This is a genomic window from Hufsiella arboris (assembly GCF_009834875.1).
In the GTDB taxonomy this organism is placed as follows: domain Bacteria; phylum Bacteroidota; class Bacteroidia; order Sphingobacteriales; family Sphingobacteriaceae; genus Hufsiella_A; species Hufsiella_A arboris.
The window spans coordinates 166,210-191,373 of the sequence record NZ_WVHT01000002.1; the positions used below are offsets into that span (position 1 = coordinate 166,210).

26 protein-coding genes are annotated in these 25,164 nt (G+C 40.7%); 14 read left to right on the forward strand and 12 right to left on the reverse strand.

Translation table 11 applies throughout. The features are described from left to right. Positions 1-47 precede the first annotated feature (47 nt). The gene (locus tag GS399_RS04440; protein ID WP_160843391.1) at positions 48-518 is read left to right on the forward strand and encodes an Lrp/AsnC family transcriptional regulator; all 471 of its coding nucleotides are present in this window, start codon (positions 48-50) and stop codon (positions 516-518) included. 40 nt (positions 519-558) lie between these two features. On the opposite strand, the gene ung is transcribed toward GS399_RS04440, so the two are convergent. Continuing rightward, the gene (gene ung, locus GS399_RS04445) at positions 559-1,236 is read right to left on the reverse strand and encodes a uracil-DNA glycosylase (RefSeq protein ID WP_160843392.1); all 678 of its coding nucleotides are present in this window, start codon (positions 1,234-1,236) and stop codon (positions 559-561) included. Positions 1,237-1,315: 79 nt separating this feature from the next. Here ung and GS399_RS04450 point away from each other — a divergent pair, with 79 nt between their 5' ends. After that, entirely contained in the window at positions 1,316-1,858 is a 543-nt protein-coding gene (locus GS399_RS04450) for a DUF2892 domain-containing protein (RefSeq protein ID WP_160843393.1), read from the forward strand. 5 nt (positions 1,859-1,863) lie between these two features. On the opposite strand, the gene GS399_RS04455 is transcribed toward GS399_RS04450, so the two are convergent. From GS399_RS04455 to GS399_RS04480, 6 genes are all read right to left on the reverse strand, one after another. Then, entirely contained in the window at positions 1,864-2,079 is a 216-nt protein-coding gene (locus tag GS399_RS04455) for a hypothetical protein (protein WP_160843394.1), read from the reverse strand. Positions 2,080-2,161: 82 nt separating this feature from the next. Continuing rightward, positions 2,162-3,880 carry a lysine--tRNA ligase gene (gene lysS, locus GS399_RS04460; protein ID WP_160843395.1) on the reverse strand — a complete coding sequence of 573 codons (1,719 nt, stop codon included), beginning with the start codon at positions 3,878-3,880 and terminating at the stop codon, positions 2,162-2,164. Between the two features lie 76 nt (positions 3,881-3,956). Next, positions 3,957-5,870: an AMP-dependent synthetase/ligase gene (locus tag GS399_RS04465; protein ID WP_160843396.1), complete on the reverse strand. Its 1,914-nt coding sequence runs from the start codon at positions 5,868-5,870 to the stop codon at positions 3,957-3,959. Between the two features lie 100 nt (positions 5,871-5,970). Then, positions 5,971-6,297 (reverse strand): HesB/IscA family protein, encoded by a 327-nt coding sequence (locus GS399_RS04470; protein ID WP_160843397.1) that lies wholly within the window; start codon positions 6,295-6,297, stop codon positions 5,971-5,973. A gap of 82 nt (positions 6,298-6,379) precedes the next feature. Continuing rightward, on the reverse strand, positions 6,380-6,793 hold the full coding sequence (gene iscU / locus GS399_RS04475; RefSeq protein ID WP_160843398.1) for a Fe-S cluster assembly scaffold IscU: 414 nt from the start codon (positions 6,791-6,793) through the stop codon (positions 6,380-6,382). A gap of 27 nt (positions 6,794-6,820) precedes the next feature. Next, the gene (locus GS399_RS04480) at positions 6,821-8,032 is read right to left on the reverse strand and encodes an IscS subfamily cysteine desulfurase (protein ID WP_160843399.1); all 1,212 of its coding nucleotides are present in this window, start codon (positions 8,030-8,032) and stop codon (positions 6,821-6,823) included. A gap of 115 nt (positions 8,033-8,147) precedes the next feature. Here GS399_RS04480 and mce point away from each other — a divergent pair, with 115 nt between their 5' ends. The 7 genes from mce to GS399_RS04515 all read left to right on the forward strand — a co-directional run bounded on the left by mce (position 8,148) and on the right by GS399_RS04515 (position 13,710). After that, on the forward strand, positions 8,148-8,570 hold the full coding sequence (mce, locus tag GS399_RS04485) for a methylmalonyl-CoA epimerase (protein WP_160843400.1): 423 nt from the start codon (positions 8,148-8,150) through the stop codon (positions 8,568-8,570). Between the two features lie 95 nt (positions 8,571-8,665). Beyond that, positions 8,666-8,914 carry a type B 50S ribosomal protein L31 gene (locus GS399_RS04490; protein WP_160843401.1) on the forward strand — a complete coding sequence of 83 codons (249 nt, stop codon included), beginning with the start codon at positions 8,666-8,668 and terminating at the stop codon, positions 8,912-8,914. Between the two features lie 62 nt (positions 8,915-8,976). After that, positions 8,977-10,155 carry a GlmU family protein gene (locus tag GS399_RS04495; RefSeq protein WP_160843402.1) on the forward strand — a complete coding sequence of 393 codons (1,179 nt, stop codon included), beginning with the start codon at positions 8,977-8,979 and terminating at the stop codon, positions 10,153-10,155. A 6-nt stretch (positions 10,156-10,161) separates the two neighbouring features. Beyond that, positions 10,162-10,926: a triose-phosphate isomerase gene (tpiA, locus tag GS399_RS04500; RefSeq protein ID WP_160843403.1), complete on the forward strand. Its 765-nt coding sequence runs from the start codon at positions 10,162-10,164 to the stop codon at positions 10,924-10,926. 162 nt (positions 10,927-11,088) lie between these two features. Continuing rightward, complete coding sequence (gene prmA, locus GS399_RS04505) at positions 11,089-11,928, forward strand: 50S ribosomal protein L11 methyltransferase (protein WP_160843404.1); 840 nt, start codon at positions 11,089-11,091, stop codon at positions 11,926-11,928. Between the two features lie 62 nt (positions 11,929-11,990). Beyond that, positions 11,991-13,358 carry a UDP-N-acetylmuramate--L-alanine ligase gene (locus GS399_RS04510; protein ID WP_160843405.1) on the forward strand — a complete coding sequence of 456 codons (1,368 nt, stop codon included), beginning with the start codon at positions 11,991-11,993 and terminating at the stop codon, positions 13,356-13,358. A gap of 10 nt (positions 13,359-13,368) precedes the next feature. Beyond that, positions 13,369-13,710 (forward strand): helix-turn-helix domain-containing protein, encoded by a 342-nt coding sequence (locus GS399_RS04515; RefSeq protein WP_160843406.1) that lies wholly within the window; start codon positions 13,369-13,371, stop codon positions 13,708-13,710. A gap of 32 nt (positions 13,711-13,742) precedes the next feature. On the opposite strand, the gene GS399_RS04520 is transcribed toward GS399_RS04515, so the two are convergent. The 3 genes from GS399_RS04520 to scpB form a co-directional block, all read right to left on the reverse strand. Further along, positions 13,743-14,861 carry a GNAT family N-acetyltransferase gene (locus tag GS399_RS04520; RefSeq protein ID WP_160843407.1) on the reverse strand — a complete coding sequence of 373 codons (1,119 nt, stop codon included), beginning with the start codon at positions 14,859-14,861 and terminating at the stop codon, positions 13,743-13,745. 74 nt (positions 14,862-14,935) lie between these two features. Next, positions 14,936-15,136 carry a hypothetical protein gene (locus GS399_RS04525; RefSeq protein ID WP_160843408.1) on the reverse strand — a complete coding sequence of 67 codons (201 nt, stop codon included), beginning with the start codon at positions 15,134-15,136 and terminating at the stop codon, positions 14,936-14,938. A gap of 149 nt (positions 15,137-15,285) precedes the next feature. Then, positions 15,286-15,846: an SMC-Scp complex subunit ScpB gene (scpB, locus tag GS399_RS04530; protein ID WP_160843409.1), complete on the reverse strand. Its 561-nt coding sequence runs from the start codon at positions 15,844-15,846 to the stop codon at positions 15,286-15,288. 128 nt (positions 15,847-15,974) lie between these two features. On the opposite strand from scpB, the gene GS399_RS04535 reads away from it, so the two are divergent. Together GS399_RS04535 and GS399_RS04540 are read left to right on the forward strand one after the other, a co-directional pair. Continuing rightward, positions 15,975-16,691: a ferritin-like domain-containing protein gene (locus tag GS399_RS04535; protein ID WP_160843410.1), complete on the forward strand. Its 717-nt coding sequence runs from the start codon at positions 15,975-15,977 to the stop codon at positions 16,689-16,691. An 11-nt stretch (positions 16,692-16,702) separates the two neighbouring features. After that, entirely contained in the window at positions 16,703-17,539 is an 837-nt protein-coding gene (locus GS399_RS04540; RefSeq protein ID WP_160843411.1) for a ferritin-like domain-containing protein, read from the forward strand. Positions 17,540-17,586: 47 nt separating this feature from the next. Here GS399_RS04540 and mqnC read toward each other — a convergent pair whose 3' ends face one another. Continuing rightward, positions 17,587-18,711 carry a cyclic dehypoxanthinyl futalosine synthase gene (mqnC, locus tag GS399_RS04545; RefSeq protein ID WP_160843412.1) on the reverse strand — a complete coding sequence of 375 codons (1,125 nt, stop codon included), beginning with the start codon at positions 18,709-18,711 and terminating at the stop codon, positions 17,587-17,589. Positions 18,712-18,741: 30 nt separating this feature from the next. Next, positions 18,742-20,388: an adenine deaminase gene (gene ade, locus GS399_RS04550; protein ID WP_160843413.1), complete on the reverse strand. Its 1,647-nt coding sequence runs from the start codon at positions 20,386-20,388 to the stop codon at positions 18,742-18,744. A 119-nt stretch (positions 20,389-20,507) separates the two neighbouring features. On the opposite strand from ade, the gene GS399_RS04555 reads away from it, so the two are divergent. The 3 genes from GS399_RS04555 (at position 20,508) to guaB (ending at position 25,032) form a co-directional block, all read left to right on the forward strand. Next, positions 20,508-21,749 carry a M16 family metallopeptidase gene (locus GS399_RS04555; protein ID WP_160843414.1) on the forward strand — a complete coding sequence of 414 codons (1,242 nt, stop codon included), beginning with the start codon at positions 20,508-20,510 and terminating at the stop codon, positions 21,747-21,749. Further along, positions 21,742-23,016 (forward strand): M16 family metallopeptidase, encoded by a 1,275-nt coding sequence (locus tag GS399_RS04560; protein ID WP_160843415.1) that lies wholly within the window; start codon positions 21,742-21,744, stop codon positions 23,014-23,016. The genes GS399_RS04555 and GS399_RS04560 overlap by 8 nt, the downstream gene beginning before the upstream one ends. Positions 23,017-23,562: 546 nt before the next feature. Beyond that, a complete protein-coding gene (guaB, locus tag GS399_RS04565; RefSeq protein ID WP_160843416.1) occupies positions 23,563-25,032 on the forward strand; it encodes an IMP dehydrogenase in 1,470 nt (489 codons plus the stop codon). Positions 25,033-25,164 lie beyond the last annotated feature (132 nt).

Below are 25,164 nucleotides of genomic sequence, written 5' to 3' on the forward strand. Positions count from 1 at the left end.
ATATGATTCAAAGAATTATATTTGGAAAATCAATCATAAACTTATAAATGGCATTAGAACTAGACAGAATCGACTTCCAGATACTGAAAATATTACAGGAGAATGGACGTATCACCAATCTCCAGTTATCAACCGAAATTGGCTTATCGCCGGCACCAACATTGGAAAGGGTGAGGAAGCTGGAAAACGCCGGTTTTATTAAAAGTTATCACGCATTGGTAGACGAAGAACTGTTAGGTTTAGGAATTAAAACGTTTATCCAGATCCAGCTGGACTTTCATAAAAATAACACGATACAAACCTTTGTAGACGAGGTGAAGAGCATAAAAGAGATTACAGAATGCCACCACGTTACAGGGCAATGCGACTTCCTTTTAAAAGTTTATGTAAAAGACATTAAAGCGTACGAACGTTTGATTATGGATAAGATCAGTAAGATCAGCGTAGTTAAAACATTCCAGACGATGATGATCATGTCAACCAGCAAGAAGGAACCAGCGGTGCCTTTGGAATATTGAACCCTAAAAAGAGGCAGGTAAATCAGAAGAATGAGACAACTTATTCTACCTGCCAGTCGATTGGCTCTTTGCCGTTTTCCTGAAGGATTTTATTTGTTTTTGAAAAGTGTTTGCAACCAAAGAAACCAAAACTTGCTGAGTATGGAGAGGGATGCGCGGCTTTTAAAATGTAGTGTTTTTTCTCGTCGATCAATTCGGCTTTCGACTGAGCAAACTTTCCCCAAAGAAGGAAGACGATACCTTCACGCTTTTCCGATAGTTGCTTGATCGCCTCGTCGGTAAACTCTTCCCATCCCTTTTTTTGATGTGACCCAGGCTCACCAGCATTAACGGTTAACGTTGCGTTTAAAAGTAAAACGCCCTGATCGGCCCACTTTGTCAAATCACCTGATTTCGGTTGCTTGAAATCCGTAATGTCTTCGCTAAGCTCTTTGTAAATACTTCTTAGGGAGGGAGGTATCGTAACTCCTTTTTGAACCGAGAACGACAAACCATGCGCCTGGTTCTTCCCGTGGTAGGGATCCTGGCCGATGATGACAACTTTTACTTTGTCGAATGGTGTGTGATTAAACGCGTTAAAAATAAGGTTATTCGGAGGGTAAATAGTTTTGCCTTCAGCCTTTTCGTTTTGAAGAAATAGCTTCAGTTTCAGCATGTAATCTTTTTCAAATTCCTGATCCAGTACCTTCTTCCAGCTCTCTTCTAATTGCGATGCCATAATTTATAATTGCTATTTATTTAACGATTAAAATGCGGATATTTGCGCTCTAAAATTATACTATTTAACAAATATTCACATGCCTAATTTTGTTCGGTTAATCATATCGTTTGCGCTTCTCGGAGCGAGTGTCGCACTTTTTATATTTGGACACTGGGGGTGGGGAATCCCGGCATTTTTGTTGGCGATTATTGTTTTCGTTACGTTTTTCTTTAATGAAAATATGCTTATTGCGCAGTATTTTTTAAGAAAAGAAAATATGGAGAAAGCGCAGCAGTGGCTCGATAACATCAAAAATTACGAGAAGCAATTAATTCGTGCACAACACGGATACTACAACCTGCTTATTGGGTTAATTGAATCGCGTAAAGCTCCGATGCAATCTGAGAAATATTTCAAACGCGCGCTTTCGCTTGGAATGACAATGGATCACAACGTAGCTCTTGCTAAGCTTAGCCTCGCTGGAATTGCGATGGCAAAACGAAATAAACGCGAAGCCACAATGTATTTACAGGAAGCTAAGAAAGCTGACAAAAATAAGTTGCTGGCAGATCAGATAAAAATGATGCAGGGCCAGATGACCCAGATGGATAGAACGATAATAAAGGGCGGCTACAGGTAAGTCTCTTACTTGTCGTTCAGATGGTCAAACCTGCTGAAATTATCTGATTCAGATATTTTCGCGATCAAGTCATCTTCGGTGTTGAGACTTTTGAAGCTGAAAAAGCTTTGCTCTGTTTGAATTCGCTTTAGCAGTTGATTGATAAATCCCAGATCAAAATCGTCTTTACGTAGTTTAATCAGGTATTCGTGTTCCGTAATTTCAAGACTTGATGTTTTCATAAAACAGTTTTAGCGACTTCTAAAATAGAAAAAGCCGGTAACATGAATGTTTACCGGCTTTTATCTTTTTGTTAAGTTTTTATTAGCTAAACCAGCTCATCACCAGGTCTTTTGATAAAGAAGGGATTTCCAGTTTGAGCTTTTTGCGCATTCCGCCTAAATCATTAAAAACTTTATTAGGGTTTGCATTTTTCAGATCATCGACGGTATTTATTCCCATCTTATTTAGTACCGGGACCCACTCGAGTGGTACGCCTACTTCCACGAAATCTTCGGGAACCGGCACTTTGGCTTGTTTTTCAGGTCGCATTTGCGGAAAGAACAATACGTCCTGTATGCTTGTCTGGTTAGTCATCAACATAGCCAGGCGGTCAATGCCGATGCCGATGCCGGCAGTTGGAGGCATGCCGTATTCTAATGAGCGTAAGAAATCATAGTCAATAAACATCGCTTCATCATCTCCGCGTTCCATTAATTTCACCTGCTCCTCAAACCGCTCACGCTGATCGAGGGGATCGTTTAACTCGCTGTAGGCGTTTGCTATTTCTTTTCCGTTCACCATCAATTCGAAGCGTTCAACCAAGCCTTTTTTGCTTCGGTGCTTTTTAGTCAGCGGACTCATCTCTACCGGATAATCGATAATAAAAGTAGGCTGGATGTAGTTCCCTTCGCACTTTTCTCCAAAGATTTCGTCGATCAGCTTGCCTTTACCCATCGTATCATTCACTGGAATGTTCAGTTGTTTGCAAACATCACGCAGGCCAGCTTCATCCATTTCGCTTACATCAAAACCTGTATATTCCTTAATTGCATCGAACATGCTGATACGTTTGTAAGGAGCCTGAAAGTCGATTTCCTTGTCGCCAACTTTTACTTTAGTTGTGCCGTTGGTAGCAATGGCAACTTGTTCAAGTAATTGCTCGGTAGTTTCCATCATCCAGATATAATCCTGGTAAGCTACGTAAAACTCAAGCACGGTAAACTCGGGATTATGTGTGCGGTCCATCCCTTCATTCCGGAAGTTCCGGCTAAATTCATATACCCAATCAAAACCACCCACGATCAGCCTTTTCAAATACAATTCGTTGGCAATTCGCATATATAGAGGAATGTCCAATGCATTATGATGTGAAATAAATGGCCTCGCAGTGGCGCCGCCCGGAATGCTTTGTAAAACGGGCGTATCAACCTCAAGTGCGCCACGCTCGTTCAAAAAGTCGCGGATGGTGTTTTTTAATATGGTTATCTTTTTAAATGTGTCTTTTACTCCAGGGTTTACTACCAGGTCGACATATCGTTGTCGATACCGGAATTCAGGATCAGTAACTGCATCGTAAACCTTTCCATCAGCTTCTTTTACGACGGGAAGCGGTTTTAAAGATTTTGATAAAACGGTTAACTGGCTGGCATGAATAGAAATTTCTCCGGTTTGAGTTGTAAACACGTAGCCTTTGATACCAACGAAGTCGCCGATGTCAAGCAGTTTTTTAAACACTGTATTATAGAGAGTTTTATCTTCATCCGGACAAATTTCGTCGCGTTTAATATAAACCTGGATCCTGCCAGTTCCATCCTGTAATTCGGCAAAGGAAGCATTCCCCATAATTCGTCGGCTCATAATACGTCCGGCGATACTGATATTTTTATAGGAGGTTTTATCGCGCTCGTAGTTTGCTTTAATGTCGTCAGCCGTAACATTCACTTCAAATGCTTCTGCAGGATACGGATCAATACCCAGGTTTCTTAATTCCTGTAAAGCGTTACGGCGTAATAACTCCTGTTCGGATAATGCTATACTCATCTAAAAAATTTTTGCAAAAATAAAATTTAACGCCCAAAGTTGGGCGCTTTAATAAAGGTTTTCGATAGAAGTCTAATTAATCAACAGCTTCTTCCTGTTCGTACATTTCGTTAATGACGTCGGAATACTTGTTTTCTATGACTTTACGTTTGGCTTTAAGTGTTGGCGTAATTTCTCCGTCTTCAATCGTAAATGGATTTCGTTTTACCTTAAAGTGTTTGATACGCTCGAATTTTGCAAGCTCAGCGGATAGACGTTTAATGTCCTGGCCAATCCAGTCGATTATTTCCGGCTCGTCAATAAACATTTCAGAGCGCTGGAAAAATTCCTCTTTCAGGCCAAAAGTTTCCTGAAGCGCTTCCTTTGAAGGCGCAACAATCGCTGTTATGTAATCACGTTTATCTCCAACCAAAAAGATCTGCTCAATGCGCTGACTTTTGAGATAAGTGTTTTCAACCGGCGTTGGATAGATATTTTTCCCAAACGCGTTTACAAGCATATTTTTTATCCGGTCAGTGATTTGAAGGTTTCCCTGGTAAAATCTTCCGATATCGCCGGTATGGAACCAACCGTCTTTGTCAATCACTAATTCTGTTTCCTGCGGCTTGTTCCAATAGCCTTTCATTACACAGTGTCCGCGGACAATTATTTCTCCTTCTCCGGTAATAAGTTCGGGATCAAATGTATGGTGGGTTTGTATAGAAACGAATTCTTTAGTTTCTACGTCTTGTATGCCAACTTCAATACCGGGTATAACGCGGCCAACGGTGCCATAAACCTGCCGGTCAAATTCAGTTACCGACATAACAGGTGATGTTTCAGTCAAGCCGAATCCTTCGAGGATAATGATTCCCAGGTTTCCGAAAAACTCTCCGATGTTCTTAGGTAAAGCCGCACCTCCTGAAATCATAAATTTCAACCGGCCACCGGTTTTTTCTTTTATCTTGCTGAAAACCAATCGGTCGGCCAGGTTATGCTTGATATTCAAAAGGATACCCGGTTTTTTTCCAGACTCTTTACTTTCCCTGTAGGCTTTTCCGGTTTGCATCGCCCAGTTGAAGATATCGGCCTTGATGCCACCGTTCGCTGTAGCGTTTTTAATAGCTTTGTCATGAATACGTTCCAGCAAACGCGGAACTACATTCATCACTGTAGGCCGTACTTCAGCCATATTACGGGCAAGAAGTTCCAGGCTTTCCGCGAAAGCGATCTGACACCCCTGTGCGCAGCAAACGTAATAAGTTGCGGTACGTTCGAAAACGTGTGATAATGGCAGGAAGGATAAAAACAAGTCGGTTTTTTCAATTACCGGGATTTGCTCGAGGCAAACTTTCACATTTTCTACAAAGTTGGCGTGCGTAAGCATAACACCCTTCGGGATGCCTGTTGTGCCGGATGTGTAGATCAATGACGATACATCAGATCGCATAATTGCTTCGCGAGTTGCATCGATCTGTGCCTTATAACCCGAAACAGTACGTTTGCCTTCCGTTAACAGATCGCTGAAACTGATTACTCCGGCGTTTATTGAAATTCCTTTGCAATGCTTTTCATAATCGTCAAAGGATGGAATGATACGTTCAAGTTCCGGGCAATTATTAGCGATTTTCAGAATTTTTTTAAATAGAAACGGACTGCCTACCAGGATACATCGCGAGCCCGAATCATTTAAAATGTATTCGATTTCTGATTCAGAAAGAGTAGGGTAGATAGACACGTTAATTGCACCTATTTGTTGTAGCCCCTGGTCATAGTAAACATACTCCGGCGAGTTTTCAATAAGCAGCGCAAGCCGGTCGCCCTTTTGAATGCCTATTTCAAGAAAATATGAAGAAAGGGCGTCAGCATTTTCAAGTGCCGTTTTGTAGGAAATTTCCTTCCACGATTGCCCGGATTTTTCTAATAAAAACGGATGAGATTCAGGGTGAATGGTTTCAACAACATTCCTTAATAGTTTCGGGATCGTTGTGAATTCGTTAATCAGGTTCATTTTATAGCCAGTAATTCTGAACAATATTAAACAATACTGTTATAAAACAAAAGGCCGTTAAATAACAGCCTTTTAAAACACATTGTAATAATTTAATTTATTAAACCGAAAAGCTTTCACCACAGCCACACGTGCGTGAGGCATTTGGATTGTGGAAGTTAAAGCCCTTGCCGTTCAATCCATCTGAAAAATCGAGTTCGGTTCCTGCGAGGTACAAAAATGACTTCATATCTAGCGCCATCCTTACACCTTTATCATCAAAAAACTGGTCGCCGGGCTTTTCTTCGTTGTCGAAGTCGAGATTGTAAGACAATCCTGAACAACCGCCGCCTTTAACTGATACGCGTAAAAAGTATGATGAATCCAGGCCTGCATTTTGTATCAGGTCTTCAATTTTACTTTTCGCTTTATCTGTAACTGTTACCATAATTAGATTTGAGATTTAGAATTTAGATTTGAAATGGGCGCTATCTGCCTGATATCTCAAATCTCATATCTGACATCTTCTATCAGTGATGCGCTTTTTCTTCAACTAACGCTTCTAATCCGTTTTTTACACGGTAGTCGTTAATTGCTGCTTTTATAGCGTCTTCTGCCAAAACAGAGCAGTGGATTTTTACCGGCGGCAAAGCCAGCTCTTCTACGATATCCATGTTGTCAATTTTTACGGCATCATCTATCGTTTTACCTTTAAGCCATTCTGTAGCTAATGATGACGAAGCGATTGCAGAACCGCATCCAAAAGTTTTAAATTTTGCGTCGGTGATCACATGATTTTCATCAACTTCAATCTGCAGACGCATTACATCGCCACATTCCGGCGCTCCCACCAAGCCAGTCCCAACTTTAGAACTGCTTTTATCCAAGGTTCCAACGTTTCTTGGATTAGTATAATGATCGATTACCTTTTCTGAGTAAGCCATTTTATTTACGATTTACAATTTTTTAAATTAATGTTCAACCCATTCAACCTTGTCAAGATCGATACCTTCTTTGAACATTTCCCAAAGAGGTGAAAGATCACGCAAGTGGTTTACAGCTTTTTTTGTTTGCTCAATAGCATAGTCAACTTCTTCTTCGGTAGTAAATCTGCCTAATCCAAAACGGATAGAAGAATGTGCCAAATCATCTGACAGCCCTAAGCTTTTCAATACGTAAGAAGGTTCCAGTGAGGCTGAAGTACAAGCAGATCCTGAGGATACCGCAAGGTCTTTCATCGCCATCATTAAGCCTTCACCTTCCACATACTTGAAAGAAATATTTGCAACATGCGGCAAACGGTGCTCAACGTTACCATTTACGTAACTTTCCTCCATTTGTGTTAATGATGCCTGAAGTTTGTCTCGCAATGCTGAAAGTCTTTTAGCTTCGTCCGCCATTTCTAAACGGCATAACTCACATGCTTTGCCGAAACCTACAATTCCGGGAACATTTAATGTTCCGGAACGCATACCACGTTCGTGGCCTCCGCCATCCATTTGTGCGGTAACTTTTACCCTTGGGTTTTTACGGCGCACGTAAAGAGCTCCAACACCTTTCGGGCCATACATCTTATGTGCTGAAAATGCCAATAAGTCTATCCCGTCTTCCAAAACATTTACAGGGATCTTTCCAACCGCTTGTGTCGCGTCAGTGAAAAATAGAGCACCATGTTTATGTGCGATCGCAGCAATCTCCTTTACAGGTTGGATAACTCCGATCTCGTTATTTCCATACATTATAGTAACAAGGATCGTCTTATCGGTAATAGAGCTTTCAAGCAGATCAAGATCAACCAGTCCATCTTCTTTAACAGGAAGATAGGTAACAGTTCCGCCTAATTTTTCAACGTGTTTGCAGGCATCTAATATTGCTTTATGTTCTGTAACGCAGGTAATGATGTGATTACCTTTGTCTTTATACATTTCAAAAACACCTTTAATTGCAAGGTTATCTGATTCAGTTGCGCCTGAAGTGAAGATAATTTCCTTCTCATTGGCACCAATTAATTTAGCAACCTGCTCACGCGAATAGTCTACGCCTTCTTCAGCAGCCCATCCAAAAGCATGGTTACGGCTGGCCGCATTGCCAAACTTTTGATTAAAGTACGGCAACATTGCTTCCAGAACACGAGGGTCCATTGGCGTTGTTGCGTTATTATCAAGATATATCGGAAGATTCATATCAAAATTAAGTTTTAAAACTATGCACAAATATACGAAAACTTAAACGGTATTAGTCAAACGAATGCCATTGTAATGTCGGTTTTAATGGTCATCTTTATGCCATATAAGAGCTATGAAGCACATCGAGCATATTGGTATCGCCGTTAAAAGTATTGATGCGGCAGAACTTATCTACAAAAAAATTCTAGGATCATCATCGTATAAACGGGAAGAAATTTTATCGGAAAATGTGCTGACCTCGTTCTTTCAAATAGGAGACAGTAAAGTAGAGCTGCTCGAGTCAATCACTTCCGATGGGCCGGTAGCTAAATTCCTTGAAAAGAGAGGGGAGGGAATTCATCATATAGCATTTGCCGTTGACGATATATATTCTGAAATGAGCCGGTTAAAACAGGAAGGTTTCATTCTTCTGTCGGACGAGCCGAAAAAAGGTGCGGACAATAAATTGGTTTGTTTCATTCATCCCAAGGACACTTCGGGTGTATTAATTGAGCTTTGCCAGGAAATCAGCCAGCCCGTAAATAGCAGAGGTTGAATATGTATCAGTTTTGACTCCACAAGAACTTGAAAATTATTTTTTAATTTTATTTTAAAAAGCTATATTTGCGCCTCTTAAAAAGAAGGAATATCATGAAGGCTGACTTACATCCAAAAAATTATAGATTAGTTGTATTTAAAGACATGTCTAACGACTATGCTTTTTTAACCAAATCATGCATTGAATCGAAAGAATCAATCAAATGGGAAGATGGTAACGAATATCCGCTTATAAAGCTGGAGATCTCACATACATCTCACCCTTTTTATACTGGTAAAATGAAATTGGTTGACACTGCCGGACGTATTGACAAGTTCCGCAGCCGTTACAACAAAAAATAATCATTTTTAAAATATAATCTGAAGTCCCGTTTTCACAGACGGGACTTTTTTTATTTTTGCGCATGACCGTAATCCTTTTTGATGATTCGTCCAGAGAAAGCCTGTTCCCTTTAACTTTTTTACGACCGGTAGCCGAAATACGTGTAGGAATTCTAACCATTGCCGATAAATGGCGAAAATATTTAAAAGCTGACGTTTCCTTTCGGTCTGCAGAATATCTCCAGCTAAAATTTCCTGAAAAGACCAGTGATGACTCTAATCTCTTTATCAACGGTTCAATTTGTCCTGACGAAAATTTGCTGGAAGCAATTGATCAATTGGCTGACGGCGACGTGCTGATCAGCGGCCAAATTTTACTTGCGGCGAAAGCAGAAGGAACGTTCGATGCCAACGATTTTTCATCTTACCATCCAATAACTTACGAACAGGTCTTTACTAAAATTAGTTTTCCGGAGGATATTTTCCGTTTGAATGACAGTGAACTTCGAAAGGATTTTAAACTGTTAACCCATAGCCGCAAGTCTGCTTCAATAAGTTCGACAAATACCATAATTGGCGAAGACATCTTTATAGAAGATGGCTTTGAAGCTGAATGTGCAACCTTTAATACTAAAAATGGCCCGATTTATTTGGGCCGGAATTCACAGGTTTGGGAGGGGACTCATATTCGTGGCGCATTTGCACTTTGTAACGATTCGCAGGTTAAAATGGGCGCGAAAATTTACGGAGCTACAACGATCGGTCCTTTCAGCCGCGTCGGAGGAGAAATAAATAATTCCGTAGTCTTCGGATACTCTTCAAAAGGGCATGAAGGATACCTTGGAAATTCGGTAATGGGTGAATGGTGTAATATCGGCGCCGACAGTAATAATTCCAATCTTAAAAACAATTACGCTGAAGTACGCCTTTGGGATTACAACAGACAAAGTTTTCGAAGAACTGGACTGCAGTTTTGCGGGCTTATCATGGCCGACCACGCAAAATGTGGCATCAACACCATGTTCAACACGGGGACGGTAGTTGGAGTGGGAGCAAACGTTTTTGGTGCGGGCTTTCCGAGAAATTTTATTCCGGATTTTGCCTGGGGTGGCGCTCAAGGTTTCGAAGTTTACACATTGAAAAAAATGTTTGAAACAACTGAGAAAGTCTTTGAAAGACGAAACAAGCCTTTCGATGAAGCTGAAAAGCAACTATTAACAAATGTTTTTGAATTAACTGAGTCATACAGAAATTTTAAATAATAAATAATGAGAAAAAAAATTGTAGCAGGAAACTGGAAAATGAACCAGGATTATCAATCAGGTTTAAGTTTGTTTTCGGAAGTGGTAAATATGGTATCTGATGAAATTACGGGCGATCAGCTGGTAATAGTTTGTTCCCCGTTTATTCATTTAAACAGTCTTGTTCAGTTGAAAAAAGCAGGTGTTAACGTTTTTATTGGTGCTCAAAACTGCCATCAGGAAGAATCCGGCGCCTATACCGGAGAAATTTCCGCGCAAATGCTAAAATCTGCAGGCGTTGAATACGTAATATTAGGTCATTCAGAGCGTCGCCAATATTTCGAAGAATCTGATGAGCTATTATCGAAAAAAGTAAATACCGCTTTGAAAAACGGGTTAAAGCCAATTTTTTGTATCGGCGAAACTTTAACAGAGCGTAATGCATCAATTCATTTTGATGTAGTAAAAGCACAGTTGGAGAAAGGCCTTTTTCATTTAAGCGCTGAAGAATTTTCCAGCATAATTCTAGCTTACGAGCCGGTTTGGGCTATCGGAACGGGTTTGACTGCTACGCCTGAACAAGCCCAGGAAATTCACGCGTTTATCAGAAAGATCATCGCGGAGAAATACGGACAGCAAGTTGCCGACGATACAACGATACTTTACGGAGGTAGCTGCAATCCGAAAAACGCGAACGATTTATTTTCACAGGCCGATATCGATGGTGGTTTAATTGGAGGAGCTTCATTAAAGTCGCGCGATTTTACGGACATTATCAAGGCTTTGAATTAATTTCCATACCCGCTTAACGCCGGTTTGATTTATTTGCGATGGAACATTCGGAGAATATAACATCTCTGTGTGTTCCATCGTTGTTTTAACAAGGTTTGCAAAATCTCTGGTGTTGCGGGGAGCTGTACTTTTTAAACTATATCACAAATACTTAATTAACAGATGAATTATATAGAGCTGGTTTTTACGCTGCATAATGGTGAAGACTATCAGAAGGATTTACTCATTAACTCACTCGGAGAACGAGGCTTTGATACCTTCGAAGAAACAGAATCGGGATTTAACGCTTATGTGCCCGAAAGCGACTTTAGTAAGGAAGATATAGATGATATTCTTGGTTCATTTCAAGGCGTTATTGATGCCAGCTTTGAGGTCAATAAAGTGCCGCATAAAAACTGGAATGAGATATGGGAAAGCAATTTTCAACCGCTCATCATTGGAGACAAATGCTATGTAAGAGCGACATTTCACGAACCAAGGCCTGAATTTCCTTACGAAATCATCATTGACCCGAAAATGGCTTTTGGTACTGGGCATCATCAAACCACATCGTTGATGATGCAGTTTTTGCTGGAAGAAGATGTTGTCAATAAATCTGTACTTGACATGGGCTGTGGAACAGGTATTTTGGCAATTTTGGCTGAAAAGCTTCAGGCCAATGATCTGCTTGCTATTGATTACGATCCGGTATGTTATGATAGCACGTTAGAAAATTGCTCGTTAAATCATTCTTCTTATATCCGGGCACTATGTGGTTCAAAAGAAGTGATTCCTGAACGGAAATTTGATTTGATTCTTGCCAACATAAACAGAAATATTCTCCTCGACCAGCTTCCTGCATACCGTGCCGTGTCTGATTCTGGAACGGTATTGCTAATGAGCGGTTTTTATGAATCTCCTGATTTAGAGATTATAAAACACGCTGCCGAACAAATTGGTTATCATTTTACTTCTCATAAAACGTTTGATAATTGGACCGCGGCGAGATTTATTTGTAACTAGTCTGTGATATTTATCTAAACTTTATTAACCTTTAGATAATTTTCATTAATTTTCCATTTTATATGAATTTACACTTTATTGCTATCGGTGGAAGTGCGATGCATAATTTAGCTATTGCATTAAAGAAAAAGGGCTTTGTGATAACAGGCTCTGACGATGCGATCTATGAACCTTCGGCATCCAGACTTTCGAATTACGGATTGTTGCCTAAGGAAATGGGTTGGTTTGAAAATAATATAACCTCTGAGATTGATGCGGTGATTTTAGGTATGCATGCCCGGCCTGACAACCCGGAACTTCTTAAAGCTCAAGAACTCGGTATTAAAATTTATTCCTATCCGGAGTATGTATATGAGCAATCAAAACATAAGAAGCGCGTAGTAATTGGTGGCAGTCATGGTAAAACAACGATAACGTCGATGATTATCCATGTTTTGAAGAATTGCAATAAAGAATTCGACTACCTGGTAGGAGCACAATTAGAGGGTTTTGACACGATGATCCAATTGACGGATGCTCCAGTAATTGTGATTGAGGGCGATGAATATCTCTCATCTCCGATTGACAGGCGACCAAAATTTCATTTATACCACGCTGACGTTGGTGTAATCAGCGGAATCGCGTGGGATCATGTGAACGTATTTCCAACCTTCGATAACTACAAAGAACAGTTTGATATTTTTATAGATACCATCGCTGAAAATGGTGCACTGATATTCTGTAAGGATGACGAGGTGTTGAGTGAACTGGTAAAATCGAATAAGTCAGGTGTTCAAAAAATTCCATATAGCGTTCCTGCTCACGAAATTAAGGATGGTGTAACTAAATTAACGTGGAATAACGAACAAGTTCCATTGACCGTATTCGGACAACATAACCTGTTAAATTTAAATGCCGCCTGGAACGTATGTAAATTGTTGGGTATCGGTGACATTGATTTTATTACCGCGATAAAAACGTTCAAGGGCGCGTCAAAGAGACTCGAAGTAATCGGTAAAAACGATGACTCAATAATATTTAAAGACTTCGCACATTCTCCTTCAAAATTGAAGGCTACGGTTAACGCAGTAAAACAACAGTTCCCTAACCGAAACCTTATTGCTATAATTGAACTACACACGTTTAGCAGCTTAAATAAAAGTTTTATAAGTGAATATTATGGTTCACTCGATTTGGCAGATGAGGCTATCGTTTTCATTGATCAGTCGACTTTCAGGCACAAAAATCTTGAGCCATATGACGAAAATGTCGTCCGAAAGTCATTTGGTAACAATAAGTTAAAATATTTCAACGATGCTAAAATATTGGAGGAGTTTTTGAGTTATATTAATTTGAAGGGTAAAAACTTGCTTCTGATGAGCTCAGGCAATTTCGGCGGTATAAATCTTAACATATTGGCCGATAATCTTTTAAAACACACACACACTTAATATTAATAGAATGAAAACGCTAGGAAAAAAAATCAGGCTTTTGAGGCATCAAAAAGGATGGAGTCAGGAGGATGTGGCGAAACGGTTAGACATATCCATTCCTGCATTTTCAAAAATCGAAACAGGTATCACTGATGTAAACTTGTCTCGTTTAGAGCAAATTGCAACATTATTCGAAATGAATGTTGTACAGCTGCTAACTTTTAATGATACCGAAGAGCAAGAGAAGTATCAGTCGGAGTTAGAAACGTTAACCACCAAATTACAAGATCGAGAAACAGAAGTAATTTCATTACAGAAAAAAATCATCGATTTGTATGAAGAACTGAGACATACCAAAGTACTTGCTTAAATAAAGAACTCCGTGTTGAGCGGAGTTTTTTATTAAAACTGCTTACGTAATGTTAAATGTTTTTTTCCGAACGTGGCGCCGGTGGCTTCATGTATGGCTAGCATTTTGTCATTAAAATTGCCTACCCACGATAATTCAAGCTCTTCGTACTGCTTTAACGGCAAAACATATTCTTTCAATTTTATAAACATGGCAGATTCCAAACCATGTTTCTGAAAATCTTGTTTTGTTCCCATCACGATCGCACGCATCCGAGATACGCCTTTCCAGCGGTAGTAAAGAAATTTCAATTTCTCAATTATTCCCAGTTTTCCTTTTAGAGGTTTAATAATCTGGTTAGCATCAGGAAGAATGATTACGAACGAAGCGGGCTGCCCGTTTACATAGGCAAACCATATAAGCTTTTCGTCCATGATGATTTTCATTTTCTCAAAGCTCTCCCTTATCGTTTTTTTATTAATGGGAACAAAGCTTTGAAAGTCCTTCCATGCATCGTTATAGATCTCCATGAAATCATCTGCAAATTTGTCTATTTGCTTTACGTCAAGGTGCTTGAATTCGTAGCCAGGTTTCTTTGCAACCCATTCGGCTATTTTGGTGAAACGTTCCGGAAATGGCTTATTGACATCCAAATGATTGGTTATCTGCTCATATAAGGTTTCAAAACCATAGTCTTTGAAGAATTGATAATAGTATGGAGGATTGTAATTCATCCCAAAAGACGGGTGTGTGAATCCTTCAACCAACAGACCCCAGAAAGTATCATTCTCTCCGAAGTTAATCGGGCCGTCCATGGCTTGCATGCCATTTTTTATCAACCACTCTTTTGCCGTATCGAATAACAAGAATGCTGCTTCCTTATTATCGATACATTCAAAAAAGCCAATTCCGCCAGTTGGCACCGGGTTTGAATAAGCCTTTTCGTTATTTATGAAGGCGGCGATCCTGCCTATCAGTTCGTTTTTATCGTTTTTTAAAATCCACCTGGTGATTTTACCGTGCTGATGAAAGTTGTTTTTTGAAGGATCAAAAACTGCTTCAACATCATTTTCAAGCGGCGACACCCATACCGGATCGTTTTTATATATTTTTTGAGGAGTTTGAAGAAACTGCTTTCTTGTTTTTTTATCTGAAACTTCAACGATTGTCATGCTTTGCAAATTGGAACGGCTAAAATAAAAAAAGCACCCGGATAGGAGGGTGCTTTTTTTATGCAATTCTTTAGTTAATAATCGTCGTCGTCGTCATAATCGTTATAATGATCAAAGCCACCACCTCCAATTTCGTCCATTTCCATATCCATATCATCGTCATCATCGTTCTGGAAACGCTTAGTCGGCTTATCAGCTGTCTTTTCTGCACCTTTATCAATTGGCAGCGATTTTTTTGTTGTAATCTTTTTGTCGGTCTTTTTTGGTGTTTTCATGAAATCAATTTTTCAAGTTATTTCATCTATATAAAAATACTAAGATTTTAAAAATTTCCGTTTTTTAAAAAAAAATAAAAGTTTGATTTTTCGAGCGTTATGTCAGCAAATTTATAAGAAATCAGACGCCGTAAAAATCGAAATTAAAATTATTCAGAAATATCGCCGATTTCGTTTTCTGGCTTGTCTATGTCCTTTAATTGTGGCAGCTCAGCGATTGAATTAATTCCGAAATAATCCATAAAAAGTGGGCTGCTACTATATAACAGAGGTTTTCCGACCGAGTCTGCTTTTCCACTGATACTAATCAATTCTTTTTCAAGAAGTTTTTGAATTGTATAATCGCAGTTGACGCCTCGTATTTGTTCGATTTCAAGTTTTGTGATTGGCTGGCGGTACGCAATGATCGCTAAAGTTTCCAAAGCGGCCTGGCTTAACTTTTTCTTCGCGCGATGCGCCTGAAGCTGATTAATGACCGAATGGAATTTATTCTTTGTGAGAAATTGGTAGCCCTTGTTCAGTTTAGTAAGCTCAACAGGCATACTATTGTCGGCATATTTCTTTTCAATCGTATTAATCGCTTCCTGGACAATATCGTATTCGATGGTACTTTCCGTATAGCTGGCTAGTATCTGCTGTATTTCTTCGATACTGATGCTTTGATCCGAAGCAAAAATTACCGCTTCGATTTCTAACTGTAGGTTATTCAATGTTGTTGAATTTTGATCCCAAATGTATTTTAATTCTTAGCAGGCTTCAAAATATTAATTAAAGAAATCCGTAGGAATTTTTTTGTCGTAAGTAATCCATATCAATTAAATCAACTAAATAATTAATTATGGAAAACTTAACTAAAGCGGAAGAAATCGTTAGTCATGATAATAGTGACTTTCTTACCGCTAACGTTCAGCGACGCTCATTTATTAAATACGCGGGAGCTGCAACTGCAGCCGTTGCTTTAATAGCTGCTGGCTGTAAAAAATCACACGATGGCAATAACGGTGCAGAGGCTTACCTTGGCCGGGGCGATACCGGCATTTTAAATTACGCCTATGCTTTAGAGCAGTTGGAAGCGGCGTTTTACACTCAGGCAGTAGCTTCGTTTGGTGGTGATAGTTCATGGACAGTGGCCGAAAAGGCATTGATCACGGATATCCGTGATCATGAAATAGCTCACCGCGAATTTTTCAAGACGGCTCTCGGAACCAATGCTATCGGTTCATTAGAAGTAAATTTTGATTCGATCAATTTCAATAGCAAGGCTAATGTACTTGCTACAGCCAAAGCGTTTGAAGACCTGGGCGTTTCCGCTTACAACGGCGCAGGGTACCTGATCGAAAACGGAGATTACCTCACGTTGGCCGGAAAAATAGTATCGGTTGAAGCGCGACACGCGGCTTACATCCGCGACCTAATCAGCAACGGGTCATTTGCCGGTGCAGATGTGGTTAATCCGACAACCGGTTTAGACACTTCGCGCTCACCTCAGGAAGTTCTGGGTATAGCCGGTGCTTACATCAAGACAAAAATAAATGCTAACGATCTTCCATCTTAAACTAACAAGACATGAACTTATTTAATATAATCGACGAAATCGAAAATGTTGACCCGGAATTCCAGGACAGAATCAGTCCACGAAGGGCAGCGATAAAAAATATTACATCTTTTGGCTCAAAAGTAGCCGTTGCCGCTTTGCCGTTTGCCTTTTCAACCTTATTTAAAAAAGCTTACGGGCAAACCAGCGGAACCGCAGTAAACGATGTGTTAAACTTTGCGCTAACGCTGGAATACCTTGAAGCCGAGTATTATGCTACCGGTGTCTCAACTGCCGGATTAATTCCTGCCGGTGCAGGCGCGACTGCTTTGGCTCAGATTGCGAAGGATGAAGCTAACCATGTTGCCTTTCTGAAATCGGTACTTGGTTCGGCCGCAGTATCGAAACCGACATTTGATTTTACAGCAAAAAATACTTTTCCTGACGTGTTCAGCAATTATCAAACGTTTTTGAAAGTTGCTTTGGCATTCGAAGATACCGGCGTGCGTGCATATAAGGGCCAGGCTGGTAATTTAAAAGGAAATAAGGTTGTTTTAACGGCTGCTTTAAATATCCATTCGGTTGAAGCGCGCCATGCATCACACTTGAGGCAAATGGTTGCAGCGAATGTGAGCGGAGCTTCGGCGCTTAAGCCATGGATTGCTTATACCGCTAATGGAAATGACACCGGAATAGCCGCTGTAAATCCAGTTTACGCGGGTGAACAAAATACAACACAAGCAAACGTCAATGTTACAGGATTTATGGGAGCGAGCGGGAATATTTCGCAAAGCGCCGCGGCTGAGGCATTTGATGAGCCGCTTACAAAAGATGCGGTGCTCGCCATCGCCGGACTTTTTATAGTTTAGTAAATAGTTGGTGGTTGAAAGAGCGGAATTCCCGCTCTTTCTATTTATTAATAACTGATTACCTGTTCTTCGATCTCGATAGGAACATCTCTCCATCGGTATTGCTGATCGCGAAGTTGTGGTTCAAAGCCGGCCTCTTTAATCGATTCCTGTATTCCTTTTGCTGTGAAACGATGTGGCGCTCCTGCTGCTGAAACAACATTTTCTTCAATCATAATTGAACCAAAATCATTGGCGCCACCATGGAGGCAGAGTTGGGCAACCTGTTTTCCCACAGTTAACCATGATGCCTGGATGTTTTTAATGTTTGGTAGCATGATTCTGCTTAAAGCAATCATCCGGATATATTCGTCGCCGCTTACGTTATTTGTAATTCCGCGAAGCCTTCTTAATAAAGTTCCATCATCCTGGAATGGCCAAGGGATAAATGCCACGAATCCTTTTGAACTTTCGGGTTTTTCTGATTGAACCTGGCGTATCCAAACTAAATGTTCAAACCGTTCTTCAATAGTTTCCACATGTCCGAACATCATGGTAGCTGAAGAAGGTAAATCCAGTTTGTGAGCGGCACGCATTACGTCGAGCCATTCTTGCCCTCCGCATTTTCCTTTTGAAATAAGCCTGCGAACACGATCGTTCAATATTTCAGCTCCGGCTCCCGGAAGAGAATCAAGACCCGCTTCTTTCATAGCTTTCAACACATCGTAATGCGACATGCCTTCAAGTTTAGAAACGTGGGCTATTTCGGGAGGGCCTAGAGAATGCAGTTTTAGTGTAGGATAAAGTTCTTTTAGTTTGCTGAAAAGATCGGTATAAAAGCTAAGACCGAGATCGGGATGGTGGCCACCCTGAAGTAAAAGCTGATCTCCGCCATATCGGAATGTTTCCTCTATTTTTTGCTTATATGTTTCAATATCAGTTATATAGCTGTCTTCATGACCAGGGCGCCGAAAGAAGTTGCAAAATTTGCAATTCGCGATACAAACGTTGGTGGTATTAACATTGCGATCAATTTGCCAGGTAACTTTGCCATGAGGAACCTGTTTTTTTCGAAGCTCGTTGGCTACGTACATCAGTTCGGCGGTCGCAGCGTTTTTAAACAGGTAAACGCCTTCTTCCTGCGAAAGGAAATCAAAGTTCAAGGCGCGGTTAAGCAGCTCGGAAATATTCATCAGCACAAAGATACTTAGTGTAATTGTTATTTAAGAAGCAAAAGCGTCATCTAAAAGTTTAAACTTGTCGCCGTCAAAAAGGCCCTTGTCGCTTAGTTTTAAACTAGGTATCACAAGTAAAGCCATGAACGACAATGTCATAAATGGAGATGAGAGCGTCGAGCCGCATTCCTTTGCCATCAAATCGATCTCGGTGTATTTTTTTGCAACCTCATAACCATCAGCGGTACTCATAAGGCCGGCCACGGGTAACGGTAAAATGGAATTCTTTATGCCGGTTACGCAGCTTACACCTCCTTTGGCTTCAATAATCAGATTTACAGCTTCAGCAATACTTTCATCGTCAACGCCTACAACAACGATGTTGTGACTGTCATGTGCCACGGAAGATGCCAGAGCGCCGGTTTTTAAGCCGAAGTTTTTGATAAACGAGATAGCAGCCGGGGCATCATGATACCTGTTGACCACCGCGATCTTTAAGATATCATTCTCCAAGTCAGTTTGTACATAACCGCTTTTCGCAGTTAATTCGAACTCAAGCCTATTAGTGATTAATTGTCCGTCAAGTGCTTCGATGACTAATGTTTTCTTACTGTCGAGATCGGACGCAACGCCAAAATCAAATGGCTTTTTGGTTTTGCAATCGAAAAAGTTGATTGGTTCAGCTTCAGTTGTATTAATCAGGCTTTCGCCGTTTTTTGCTACCAGCAAGCCGTCAATATAGGTCTCAAGTGTTTGGAAATGAGTAAGATCTTTTACTAAAACAAAATCTGCCGGATCCTTTGGCTGTAATAAGCCGATGTTCAATTTGTAATGCTTTACGGGATTTATGCAGGCCGCTTGCAAGATTTTGAAAACGTCAACTCCTTTTTCAACTGCACGTTCACAGAGCTTATTTATATGACCTTCAACCAAACTATCAGGATGTTTGTCATCGCTGCAAAACATTATGCTGTCCGGAAAATCGTTCAGCAAATTGATCAGTGCCTCGAAATTTTTAGCAGCGCTTCCTTCACGGATCAGAATCTTCATTCCAAGCTGTAGTTTTTCTAAAGCTTCAACTTCCGTAAAGCATTCATGGTCTGTACTTATTCCGGCTTCAATGTATTTTCTGACCTCATCACCTTTTAATCCCGGTGCGTGGCCGTCGACTGGCTTATTGTATTTTTTTGCCGCGGCGATTTTCTTTAAAACTTCGGCATCGCCAAATAAAACGCCGGGATAATTCATCATCTCAGACAGGTATTTAATCTCGTCGCGCTTTAGTAAAGACTCTACATCATCGGGATTAAGCTCGGCACCAGCCGTTTCAAAGACAGTTGCCGGTACACAGCTGGGAGCGCCAAAATTAAATTTAAAAGGAACGGTTTTGCCGTTATCAATCATAAATTCCACACCTTCCATTCCGCAAACATTGGCAATTTCGTGTGGATCACTTACTGTTCCGACAGTGCCATGCACCACTGCCAGTCTGGCGAATTCCGAAGGAACCAGCATCGAACTTTCAATATGGACGTGAGCGTCTACGAAACCAGGTAAGATAAAAGGGTGGCTATCATCGATATCATCGCTTAGTTTTTCAATGCGTTCGATCCGTTGGTTTTTAACGATGATGGTTGCCTGGTAAATTCGTTTTTGCGCGATGTCGACCAGGTTTCCGGAAATTGAAAAGTCCATATGTTAATTTGAGGCGATAAAATTACTTAAAATTAAATTTCCGCAAGTTGCCTATCAATTTCCACTTTCATCAAAATATATAACTTTGCTGCTCAAAAAATTTATAACCAACATATTCCATGGTTAAGTTTAACAGATTTACACTTGCTAACGGCTTGCGCGTTTTAGTACACGAGGATAAAACCACGCCAATGGCCGTTGTCAATATACTTTATGATGTCGGCGCGAGGGATGAAGATCCGGAACAAACCGGTTTTGCCCATTTATTTGAGCATTTAATGTTCGGCGGATCTATAAATATTCCAAGCTACGACGAGCCTCTTCAACGCGTTGGCGGCGAAAATAACGCCTTTACCAGCAATGATATAACAAATTATTATGTAACACTTCCTGCAGTGAACCTTGAAACAGCTTTTTGGCTCGAAAGCGACCGTATGCTAAATCTCGCGTTCAGCGAAAAAAGCCTGGAAGTTCAGCGAAACGTAGTTGTTGAGGAGTTCAAGCAGCGCTATCTGAATCAGCCGTATGGCGATGTGTGGTTAAAGCTTCGCCCGCTGGCTTATAAAAAACATTCTTACCGTTGGGCTACTATCGGCAAAGAAATATCACATATCGAAAATGCCAAAATTGAAGATGTAAAGGCATTCTTCAAAAAGCATTACAATCCGCAAAACGCGATTATGGTTGTAGGCGGAGATGTGAACACTGAAGAGGTGAAAACACTGGCTGAAAAGTGGTTTGGCGGTATCCCGGCAGGAGAGAAGTATCAGCGTGATTTGCTTAAGGAAGACCGGCAAACCGAGCCAAGATATGAAACGATAAAAGCAAAAGTGCCGATTGACGATCTTTATATCGCGTTTCATGTGCCGGCGCGAATCGATCAAGGGCACTATGAGTGTGATTTGATTTCGGATATTTTGTCGAGAGGAAATTCTTCCCGCTTACATACATCATTGGTAAAGGAGCAAAAAATATTCAGTGAAGTTCATGCCTATCAAACCGGAAGCCTGGATGAAGGATTGTTCATTGTCGAGGGGAAGCCATTGTCGGGAATTGATATCCATGATGCAGAGAAAGCTGTTTGGAACGAGTTGGAGAAATTAAAAAATGAACTGGTTCCGGAAGATGAACTTACCAAAGTGAAAAATAAAATGGAATCGACCATGGTTTTTTCTGAGATGAATTTGCTTGACAAAGCCATGAACCTCGCCTATTTTGAGCTGTTAGGAAACGCCGACGGATACAATCACGAAACTGCCAAATATCTAAAAGTCGACGCAACCGCTATTCAAGACCGCGCTAAACAAGTATTCAGCAAGGAAAATTCCTCGACACTTTATTATCTAGCCGAAAATGATTAACAGAACCGAAGCTCCTGCATTCAGGCAGGTTGAACATATAGAATTTATAGAAGCAAAGCCGATTGAGTTTTCAAATGGCCTGAAAACCTTTGTCGTTAGCGGCGGTGAACAGGATATTTTGAAACTCGAATTTATCTTCAAAAATGTAAACTGGGATTACAGCAAGCCTTTGCGGGCATCCGCTGTTAATTCCATGCTTACCGAAGGAACTTCCACGCTTACGGCTTCGCAAATTGCCAATCACGTCGATTATTACGGCGCTTTTTTACAGACTGAGAATAATTACGATTTTTCCTCAGTTATCGTTTATACATTAAATAAGCACCTTGAAAATATCCTGCCGGTAATCAAAAGCATTGTGACTGATTCGGTTTTTCCGGAAAAAGAATTGCAGATTTTTAAACGCAATCAACGCCAAAAATTAAGCGTAATGCTTGAAAAGAATGATATAGTTGGAAGGCGCACTTTCAGTAAAGCGATTTTTGGAGATACACAATACGGGCACCAAACGGAAGCATTTGAATATGACGAGTTAAGCCGTGAAAGTTTGGTCGATTATTTCTCAAATTCATACAAACCGGCTAATTGCACATTGCTGGTTTCAGGAAAAGTGGAAGATGATGCAATCCGTTTACTTGAACAATTTTTCGGTAAGGATAATAGCAGCGAAATGTCTGAAACAAAAATTAGCAGCCATTTTCCATTGGTTACCCGCAAGGAAATCTATATAGAACGTCCTGATTCGATCCAGTCAGCTATCCGGATCGGGAAAGCGTGCATTAACCGGTCGCACACCGATTTTGCTGGTTTACAAGTTCTGAACACCGTTCTGGGAGGATATTTCGGCTCGCGCCTAATGGCGAACATTCGTGAAGATAAAGGCTTTACTTATGGAATCGGCTCGGCATTGGTTTCCCTTGAACAAAGCGGTTACTTTTTCATCGCCAGTGAAGTCGGAACTGACGTTTGTCAGGCTGCATTAACAGAAATCGAGAAAGAAGTTAATTTGCTGAAAGCCGAAAAAATTTCGGATGATGAGCTTGGGCTGGTTCGAAATTTTATGCTCGGATCGCTGCTCGGCTCGCTGGAAAATGCTTTTTCTCACGCCGATAAGTTTAAGAATATTTACTTCTACGGCCTTGATTACGGATATTATGACCGTTATATTCAGACCATCAAAACAATTACGCCGGAGAAACTGATGGAATTGGCGAATGAGTATTTGAATTTTGATGAGTTTGTGAAGGTTATAGTTGGGAAGAACTAGGAGGATATCATGTTAATTGGTAAGTTATTAACGCATGTATAGTTCAATTTTATCTTAGTTATTTGCTAATCTCTTAGGCGAAAATTAACTCATTCTAACATTTGGAAAAGCAAGTGCAGCATTTCAATTAAAGTCGGCCCTGTGCTTTGCTCATACTACGCAATGCCTTAACCACCTGGCCGGTATCCGCTTCGCCCAGGTTTAAAATGGTTTTATAATGCTGCTATGTTGGTCGACTAACTTTAATGATTGTTGGAAATTTGAATTTTAGTCCCGATCGCAGCGGTTACCCACAACGAAGCATGGATTTGCGCGGATGTGTGAGGAGTAAAAGCGCAGAGCGGGAACAAACAATAATAGGTGATATGACTTTGCGCTTCAAATTCTACTGTTTACAAATTGGTAACTAAAAATCTTTTCGTTACCTATATCACATCGATGTTAAATTATACCATGTATTATGTAATTCTGCAATCATCATTTTCAACTTTTAAATAACTTTCTTATCTTTGCCCGGCAAATAATAGTTCCTAAAACGTATTTGCCATGCAACTTGATCCCGAAAAATTCGTCGCTGAAGGTCTTACATACGACGATGTTTTATTAGTCCCGGCTTATTCTGAAGTTTTACCACGTGATGTTGATACCAGTACGTATCTCACTAGAAAGATTCGTCTGAACATTCCGATTATCTCGGCTGCAATGGACACCGTGACTGAAGCAAAACTCGGGATCGCGATCGCGCAAGCCGGTGGTATTGGTATTTTGCATAAAAACATGACCATCCAGCAACAGGCGGAGGAAGTTCGCAAAGTTAAGCGTTCTGAAAGCGGCATGATCCAGGATCCGGTAACATTGCATGAAAACTCAACTGTTGGCGACGCTTTCAAAATCATGCGTGATTTTAACATCGGTGGCATTCCGGTAGTTGACGACGCGAATAAACTAACGGGAATATTAACAAACCGCGATCTTCGCTTCCAAAAGGATATGACGCGTTCAATCCGTGAAGTGATGACGAAAGATAACCTGATCACCGCGCCAAAAGGAACTACTCTTACTCAGGCAGAGGAAATTCTGCTGGACACCAAGATTGAAAAGTTGCCAGTCGTTGATCAAAACAATATCCTGATCGGACTTATCACTTATAAGGATATCCAAAAAGTCAAAAATTTTCCTAACGCCTGTAAGGATGAGCATGGCCGTTTACGTATTGGAGCCGCTGTTGGGGTAGCTTCAGACAACCTGGAACGCGTTAAAGCGCTGGTAAAAGCCGGAGTTGATGTGATTACGGTAGATACAGCTCATGGGCATTCGAAGGGCGTTGTAGATATGGTTAAAGCTGTTAAGCAACTTTTCCCTGATCTGCAGGTTATAGCAGGTAACATAGCAACTGCAGAGGCAGCGATTGCGTTGGCTGACGCGGGTGCTGACGCTGTAAAAGTCGGAATCGGGCCAGGTTCAATTTGTACAACGCGTATCGTGGCAGGAGTAGGGGTTCCCCAGTTATTTGCCGTTTACGAATGCGCCAAAGCATTAAAGGACCGTGGAGTTCCGGTTATTGCCGACGGTGGTATCAAACAAACAGGCGATATTGTAAAAGCAATCGCGGCCGGTGCCAGCACGATTATGGCAGGTTCCCTGTTTGCTGGAGTGGAGGAGTCGCCGGGCGAAACGATTATTTATGAAGGCCGTAAATTTAAGTCATACCGTGGCATGGGATCTATTGAAGCCATGCAGCAGGGCTCAAAAGACCGTTATTTCCAGGACGAAACAGATGTAGTAACTAAACTGGTTCCCGAGGGAATTGTCGGTCGTGTACCATACAAAGGAACACTCGCTGAAGTTATATTCCAGTACCTGGGCGGATTAAGAGCCGGAATGCACTATTGCGGAGCCGCTAAAATTGACGAACTGCAGCGTGCAAAATTTGTGAAGATCACCGCAGCCGGAATGCGCGAAAGTCATCCGCACGATATTACGATTACTAAGGAAGCACCGAATTATTCGAGGTAAGCAGTTAAGTTTTTCTAAGATCAAAGCCACTTATTTGTGGCTTTTTTTGTGTAGCAAATTTTTAAAACAACTATTTAAATTAGATTAACAAATTTTAGAATTTTTTAATAAAACATATTTTCTTAAAATAAT

Bases quoted from the DNA above. Each gene is read 5' to 3' on its own strand.
- GS399_RS04440 (WP_160843391.1), top strand. From the start codon at position 48: ATGGCATTAGAACTAGACAGAATCGACTTCCAGATACTGAAAATATTA.
- ung (WP_160843392.1), bottom strand. From the start codon at position 1,236: ATGGCATCGCAATTAGAAGAGAGCTGGAAGAAGGTACTGGATCAGGAA.
- GS399_RS04450 (WP_160843393.1), top strand. From the start codon at position 1,316: ATGCCTAATTTTGTTCGGTTAATCATATCGTTTGCGCTTCTCGGAGCG.
- GS399_RS04455 (WP_160843394.1), bottom strand. From the start codon at position 2,079: ATGAAAACATCAAGTCTTGAAATTACGGAACACGAATACCTGATTAAA.
- lysS (WP_160843395.1), bottom strand. From the start codon at position 3,880: ATGAGTATAGCATTATCCGAACAGGAGTTATTACGCCGTAACGCTTTA.
- GS399_RS04465 (WP_160843396.1), bottom strand. From the start codon at position 5,870: ATGAACCTGATTAACGAATTCACAACGATCCCGAAACTATTAAGGAAT.
- GS399_RS04470 (WP_160843397.1), bottom strand. From the start codon at position 6,297: ATGGTAACAGTTACAGATAAAGCGAAAAGTAAAATTGAAGACCTGATA.
- iscU (WP_160843398.1), bottom strand. From the start codon at position 6,793: ATGGCTTACTCAGAAAAGGTAATCGATCATTATACTAATCCAAGAAAC.
- GS399_RS04480 (WP_160843399.1), bottom strand. From the start codon at position 8,032: ATGAATCTTCCGATATATCTTGATAATAACGCAACAACGCCAATGGAC.
- mce (WP_160843400.1), top strand. From the start codon at position 8,148: ATGAAGCACATCGAGCATATTGGTATCGCCGTTAAAAGTATTGATGCG.
- GS399_RS04490 (WP_160843401.1), top strand. From the start codon at position 8,666: ATGAAGGCTGACTTACATCCAAAAAATTATAGATTAGTTGTATTTAAA.
- GS399_RS04495 (WP_160843402.1), top strand. From the start codon at position 8,977: ATGACCGTAATCCTTTTTGATGATTCGTCCAGAGAAAGCCTGTTCCCT.
- tpiA (WP_160843403.1), top strand. From the start codon at position 10,162: ATGAGAAAAAAAATTGTAGCAGGAAACTGGAAAATGAACCAGGATTAT.
- prmA (WP_160843404.1), top strand. From the start codon at position 11,089: ATGAATTATATAGAGCTGGTTTTTACGCTGCATAATGGTGAAGACTAT.
- GS399_RS04510 (WP_160843405.1), top strand. From the start codon at position 11,991: ATGAATTTACACTTTATTGCTATCGGTGGAAGTGCGATGCATAATTTA.
- GS399_RS04515 (WP_160843406.1), top strand. From the start codon at position 13,369: ATGAAAACGCTAGGAAAAAAAATCAGGCTTTTGAGGCATCAAAAAGGA.
- GS399_RS04520 (WP_160843407.1), bottom strand. From the start codon at position 14,861: ATGACAATCGTTGAAGTTTCAGATAAAAAAACAAGAAAGCAGTTTCTT.
- GS399_RS04525 (WP_160843408.1), bottom strand. From the start codon at position 15,136: ATGAAAACACCAAAAAAGACCGACAAAAAGATTACAACAAAAAAATCG.
- GS399_RS04535 (WP_160843410.1), top strand. From the start codon at position 15,975: ATGGAAAACTTAACTAAAGCGGAAGAAATCGTTAGTCATGATAATAGT.
- GS399_RS04540 (WP_160843411.1), top strand. From the start codon at position 16,703: ATGAACTTATTTAATATAATCGACGAAATCGAAAATGTTGACCCGGAA.
- mqnC (WP_160843412.1), bottom strand. From the start codon at position 18,711: ATGAATATTTCCGAGCTGCTTAACCGCGCCTTGAACTTTGATTTCCTT.
- ade (WP_160843413.1), bottom strand. From the start codon at position 20,388: ATGGACTTTTCAATTTCCGGAAACCTGGTCGACATCGCGCAAAAACGA.
- GS399_RS04555 (WP_160843414.1), top strand. From the start codon at position 20,508: ATGGTTAAGTTTAACAGATTTACACTTGCTAACGGCTTGCGCGTTTTA.
- GS399_RS04560 (WP_160843415.1), top strand. From the start codon at position 21,742: ATGATTAACAGAACCGAAGCTCCTGCATTCAGGCAGGTTGAACATATA.
- guaB (WP_160843416.1), top strand. From the start codon at position 23,563: ATGCAACTTGATCCCGAAAAATTCGTCGCTGAAGGTCTTACATACGAC.